Source organism: Ignavibacteria bacterium (genome assembly GCA_016873775.1).
In the GTDB taxonomy this organism is placed as follows: Bacteria; Bacteroidota; Ignavibacteria; order UBA10030; family F1-140-MAGs086; genus JAGXRH01.
Window position 1 is genome coordinate 1 of sequence record VGWC01000108.1, and the last position, 5,412, is coordinate 5,412.

The window sequence follows — 5,412 nt, forward strand, 5'->3', positions numbered from 1 at the left end:
ACACGATAACAAGCATTGATTACCAAATACGGTTACGACGTTTTTTTTACTATTTGTGGAATTTCTCTCATCGGAATTTACGTAGGAAGTTTTCTTTCGTCCGATATATTCCGTTGGACAATTTGGATTTTCTCTGCCGCGCTTTTTCTTTTCTCGCTTAACTTTTTCCGCGACCCGAATCGCACAACGCCAAACATTGAATGCGGTGTAATTTCTCCCGCTGACGGAAAAGTTGTTCTCATTCAAGAAGTTGAAGAAAAAGAATTTCTAAAAGGAAAAGCAAAACAGATTTCTATTTTTATGTCGCCATTGAATGTACACGTGAACAGATTTCCGATGGACGGCAAAGTTGCTTTCTTTCAACATATTCCTGGCAAATTTATGGTTGCGTTTGAAGATAAATCTTCGGAAGTGAACGAGCGAACCTTGATTGGTTTAGAAACGAATTACGGAAAAATTCTTTTTAAACAAATTGCAGGATTTGTTGCAAGAAGAATTGTTGCAAATTTGAATGTCGGCGACATTGCAAAATGCGGAGAACGATTCGGAATGATAAAATTCGGCTCGCGCGTTGATGTGCTGCTTCCGCTTCATTCTGAAATCAAAGTGAAACTTGGCGATATCACTGTTGCCGGTGAAACAGTGATTGCGATGATGCCGAAGAGATAGTTACGAGTTACGAGTTACAAGTTACGAGTTACGAGTTACGAGTTACGAGTTACAAGTCGCAAGTTTTTGAAAACTAAAATATAAAATTTCAAATCTAAAATATCAATGAGAATTACCCGCGCAGTTGTTCCAAGTTTATTTACAACGTTGAATATGTTTTGCGGATTTCTTTCGATGACATATTCCGTAAAAAATGATGTACTGAATGCAGTAATTTTTATTCTTTTGGGCGCAGTGTTCGATTCACTTGATGGCGTAATGGCGCGGCTCACAAAATCATCGAGCAAGTTCGGTGTTGAATTTGATTCGCTTTCAGATGTCGTTACGTTTGGTGTTGCGCCGTCGTTTCTCGTGTATCAATATCAATTCAACACGTGGGGAAGTATGGGAGTGTTAATCAGTTCGTTGCCGATGATTTGCGGAGGAATTCGTCTTGCGCGTTTCAATGTGCAACTTTCGGGATTTGATAAAGAATATTTTACCGGGCTTCCAATTCCTGCACAAGCGGCGGTTCTCTGTTCATTTCTTGCAACAGATTTTGAATCGTTATTTCCGATGCTCACTATTTCAAAATCCGAATTTCTTGCGCCTCTCGTTGTGGTTGTTTCTCTTGCAATGATTTCAACAGTTCGCTACGATACGCTTCCGAAATTTACAACGCGCGATATTCAACTTCATCCCGCAAAATTTACGATTGTTACCTTCGCGGCATTCATCATAATTTTTACAAAAGGCGCGGCGTTGTTTCCCGTGTTTGTATTGTATTTGCTTTCTGGAATCATTCGTTGGTTCGTCGCGTTGTTCAAACACTTGCGAACATCGGCTTTGGATGAAGAGGAAGACGATGAAGATGCGGAAATCTCGCGTGTGGATATTTAGCGTGGAGTGAGAAGCAATGAGCAGTGAGAAAAAACTACAAATGTTGAATTGCAAATTCCTTTGGCAAAAAATAGAGTTTATAGTATTGACAGAAAATAATTTTAAGAAATAATTAGAAAGATAATCTTATGGGCAACATCGGCACAACAGAAATCATATTGATATTACTCATCGTTCTCATTTTCTTCGGCGCAAAAAAAATTCCAGAACTTGCGCAGGGATTGGGAAAAGGCGTACGCGAATTTCGTAAAGCCGCGCGCGATATTCAAGACGAAATCGAAAAAGAAAGCACAGAGAAAAAGTAATTTCTCTCGCAAAGCCGCAATGACGCAAAAAAAATATTTTGTGTTTTCGTGTCTTTGTGGCAAATGAATTCAATGATAACATTCGATTCAATCAAAGAAGAACTTTCTTCTCGCAAAACTTCCGTCGAAAAACTCACGAAACAATTTCTTCAAACAATAAACGAGAAGCGAAAACTCAATGCGTTTCTCAATGTGTTTGATGGAAAAGCAACGAGCAACGCGCAAGAAGTTGATAAAAAAATTGCGAATGGAAATTCCGGTTCGCTTGCGGGAATGATTATGGCAGCGAAAGATAATATCTGTTTCAAAGATGAAGTTACGACGTGCGGCTCAAGAATTTTACAAGAGTTTGTTTCATTGTATGATGCAACCGCAATTCAGCGACTCAAAAATGCTGATGTTGTGTTTGTTGGAAAAACAAATCTCGATGAGTTTGCGATGGGTTCCTCAACAGAAAATTCTGCGTATGGAACAGTTTTACATCCACACGATGAAACACGTGTTCCCGGTGGTTCAAGCGGCGGTTCTGCTGTTGCTGTTGAGGCGAATATGTGTGTAACTGCGCTTGGAAGTGATACCGGCGGTTCAGTTCGTCAACCGGCAGCGTTGTGCGGAGTGATTGGTTTGAAGCCGACGTACGGAAGAGTTTCGCGTTACGGTTTGGTTGCGTACGGTTCCTCGCTCGACCAAATTGGTGTTTTCGGAAATTGCGCGAAAGACATTGCGAGAGTTTTGAATGTTATTGCCGGATACGATGAACACGATTCGACTTCGGCTAATGTTTCTGTTCCGAATTATGTTGAAGCGTTGAATGGAAAAATTTCAGGTTTGAAAATTGGTATTCCAAAAGAATATTTTGGTGATGGACTTGATGAAGAAATTCGCAAAGCAATTTTTCAGCAAGTAGAAATTTTGAAATCGAACGGCGCAACGGTACAAGAAATTTCGATGCCGAACGCTGAATACGTTATTCCAACATATTACATAATCGCAATGGCAGAAGCATCGAGCAATCTTTCGAGGTTTGACGGAGCGAGATACGGACTTCGTTCAGAGAAAGCAAAAAATCTTTTCGAGATGTATGTGAAATCGCGCAGTGAAGGTTTTGGCGAAGAAGTAAAGCGCCGCATTATGATTGGCACGTATGTTCTTTCCGCCGGTTATTATGATGCATATTATCGCAAAGCGCAAAAAGTCCGACGATTGATTTATAACGATTTCATCAACGCATACAAAGAAGTTGATATCATCGTTTCTCCCGCAACGCCAACGACCGCTTTTAAAATCGGAGAAAAAACTTCTGACCCTGTACAAATGTATTTAGAAGATGTGTACACGGTTTCTGCAAATCTCGCCGGGATTCCCGCAATAACAGTTCGCGCAGGAAAATCACAAAATGGTTTGCCGATTGGATTTCAACTTTACGGAAAACATTTCGATGAAGCGACGATATTGAAAGTTGCGGATTGTTTGGAGAAAAATTAATGGACAGAGAAACGTATTATTATCATTACTCAGGATTTCTTGAAGATATTATCTGCCGACTTTCTGGAAGCGTAAGAAAAATCTCAGACGAAGAACTACATTCATTCGCGAAACTTCCACCGGAAGAGAAACTACAATTACTATGTGATGCACAAACATTTGTCTCAGAAAATGTTCCGTTTGAAATTATAGATAAAGTTTTTCTACATAGCGGAAAATCTTAGTCACGAAATGAAACAAAAAAGAAAAAACATTTCTCGCAGAAAAACCTTCATCGGTATGAAACCGTTGGAAAGTTACAACGACATCAAACGCGAAGAACTGGAAGATTTGAAAAAGATGACGATGAAAGAAGCAATTGCACAAACTGAAATTCTCCTTCGAGCGACAAAATGGATGAAATAATTCGGCAAATGCAGTTGTGCCTTGATGAACTCAAAATTTCTTACGTTGTCATTGGAGTAATCGCTGCATCAATTCTTGGAAGACCACGAATGACAATGGATTCGGACATTGTTCTATTACTCGAACAAAACCAAACAGAACAATTTATCGCTTGTGCATCAGCAAAGGGATTTTCCGTTACGCAATCTTCAAAACCAAAAATTATTTCTCGACTCAATCGCGGACTTTCTGTAAAACTGCGTTACACAAAACGATATTCGGTTGATGTTCGCATTGCATCATACAGTATTGATTTTCAGTCAATCAAAAAAGCAAAACGGCACATGTTGTTTGACGTTCAATTACCGATTGTGCAACCAGAAGAACTCATCGTATATAAACTTGCGCGCTTCGATGGAATAGACGAATCTGATATTCAAGCAGTAATGCAACGACAAAAAAAGAAATTGAATATCGAAACAATTATTTCTTCAACACAAAAACTATCCGAAGAAACAGGCAACGAAAAAATTTTAGAAAACCTTTCTACATTCTTGAAATGGTTTAAATCTTGAAACACAATTTTTTGCCGAAGGCATCCCTTCGGGACATTTTACATTTGTAACTTTTAACTGAACCTATGTCAATTTTAGTCAACAAAAAAACTCGGCTCGTCGTGCAGGGAATTACCGGCGGCGAAGGAACATTTCACACATCGCAAATGCTCGCGTATGGAACAAACGTTGTTGCCGGCGTAACTCCCGGCAAAGGCGGTTCGCAATACAAAGGCAACGAAAAAGATATGTTTGAAAAAGCAGTTCCGATTTTCAATACCGTTGCCGATGCAGTAAATAACGTAGGCGCGGATACATCGGTGATTTTTGTCCCTGCGCAATTTGCTGCCGATGCAATTATGGAATCAGCCGCCGCGGGAATCAAACTCGTTGTGTGCATCACGGAAGGAATTCCCACGCGCGATATGGTTCGTGTGTATGATTACACGCAAAAAGTCGGTACGCGTTTTATCGGTCCGAATTGTCCCGGAATTATTACGCCGGGAGAATGTAAAGTCGGAATTATGCCGGGATTTATTCACAAGCCGGGACGCGTGGGATTGATTTCGCGGAGTGGAACGCTCACGTATGAAGCCGTGCATCAACTCACCACGCGCGGCATCGGACAATCAACGTGCATCGGTATTGGCGGCGACCCGATTATCGGAACGCGATTTCTCGATGCGATAAAACTGTTCAACGAAGACGACAAAACCGATGCGATTGTAATGATTGGTGAAATCGGCGGAAGCGCGGAAGAAGAAGCGGCGGCGTTTATCAAAAAGAATGTGAAGAAACCTGTTGTCGGATTTATTGCGGGACAAACCGCTCCTCCCGGACGAAGAATGGGACACGCAGGCGCAATTATTTCCGGTGGAAAAGGAACTGCGGCAGAAAAATTCAAAGCGATGCGCGAAGCAGGAATTCACGTTGTCGAAAGTCCTGCAATGCTTGGCGAAATGATGGAGAAAGTGCTGGGAAAGAAAAGCGTTTCGACGAAAGTTTCTGGCGTGAAGAAAAGTGTTGAAAAGAAAGTAGCGCCGACGAAGAGAGTAACTTCAAAAATAAAAAAGTGAGTTTGATTTCTATTTTGTAATAACATATATTTTGCATGCACTGAAAGTGAAAAAGCAAAA

General features: G+C 40.7%; 7 protein-coding genes. All 7 read left to right on the plus strand.

Annotated elements, in window-relative coordinates:
- The first annotated feature begins 15 nt into the window (after positions 1-15).
- The 7 genes from FJ218_10755 to sucD all read left to right on the plus strand — a co-directional run bounded on the left by FJ218_10755 (position 16) and on the right by sucD (position 5,352).
- Positions 16-669 (plus strand): phosphatidylserine decarboxylase family protein, encoded by a 654-nt coding sequence (locus tag FJ218_10755; GenBank protein MBM4167380.1) that lies wholly within the window; start codon positions 16-18, stop codon positions 667-669.
- 105 nt (positions 670-774) lie between these two features.
- Positions 775-1,548 carry a CDP-diacylglycerol--serine O-phosphatidyltransferase gene (gene pssA, locus FJ218_10760; protein MBM4167381.1) on the plus strand — a complete coding sequence of 258 codons (774 nt, stop codon included), beginning with the start codon at positions 775-777 and terminating at the stop codon, positions 1,546-1,548.
- Positions 1,549-1,676: 128 nt separating this feature from the next.
- Positions 1,677-1,853, plus strand: a complete 177-nt coding sequence (gene tatA, locus FJ218_10765) for a twin-arginine translocase TatA/TatE family subunit (protein ID MBM4167382.1) — start codon at positions 1,677-1,679, stop codon at positions 1,851-1,853.
- Between the two features lie 63 nt (positions 1,854-1,916).
- Positions 1,917-3,338: an Asp-tRNA(Asn)/Glu-tRNA(Gln) amidotransferase subunit GatA gene (gatA, locus tag FJ218_10770; GenBank protein MBM4167383.1), complete on the plus strand. Its 1,422-nt coding sequence runs from the start codon at positions 1,917-1,919 to the stop codon at positions 3,336-3,338.
- Positions 3,338-3,562, plus strand: coding sequence for a hypothetical protein (locus FJ218_10775; protein MBM4167384.1), 225 nt, complete (start codon positions 3,338-3,340; stop codon positions 3,560-3,562). The genes gatA and FJ218_10775 overlap by 1 nt, the downstream gene beginning before the upstream one ends.
- A 168-nt stretch (positions 3,563-3,730) precedes the next feature.
- Entirely contained in the window at positions 3,731-4,297 is a 567-nt protein-coding gene (locus tag FJ218_10780) for a hypothetical protein (protein MBM4167385.1), read from the plus strand.
- Positions 4,298-4,362: 65 nt separating this feature from the next.
- Positions 4,363-5,352, plus strand: coding sequence for a succinate--CoA ligase subunit alpha (gene sucD / locus FJ218_10785; GenBank protein ID MBM4167386.1), 990 nt, complete (start codon positions 4,363-4,365; stop codon positions 5,350-5,352).
- Positions 5,353-5,412 lie beyond the last annotated feature (60 nt).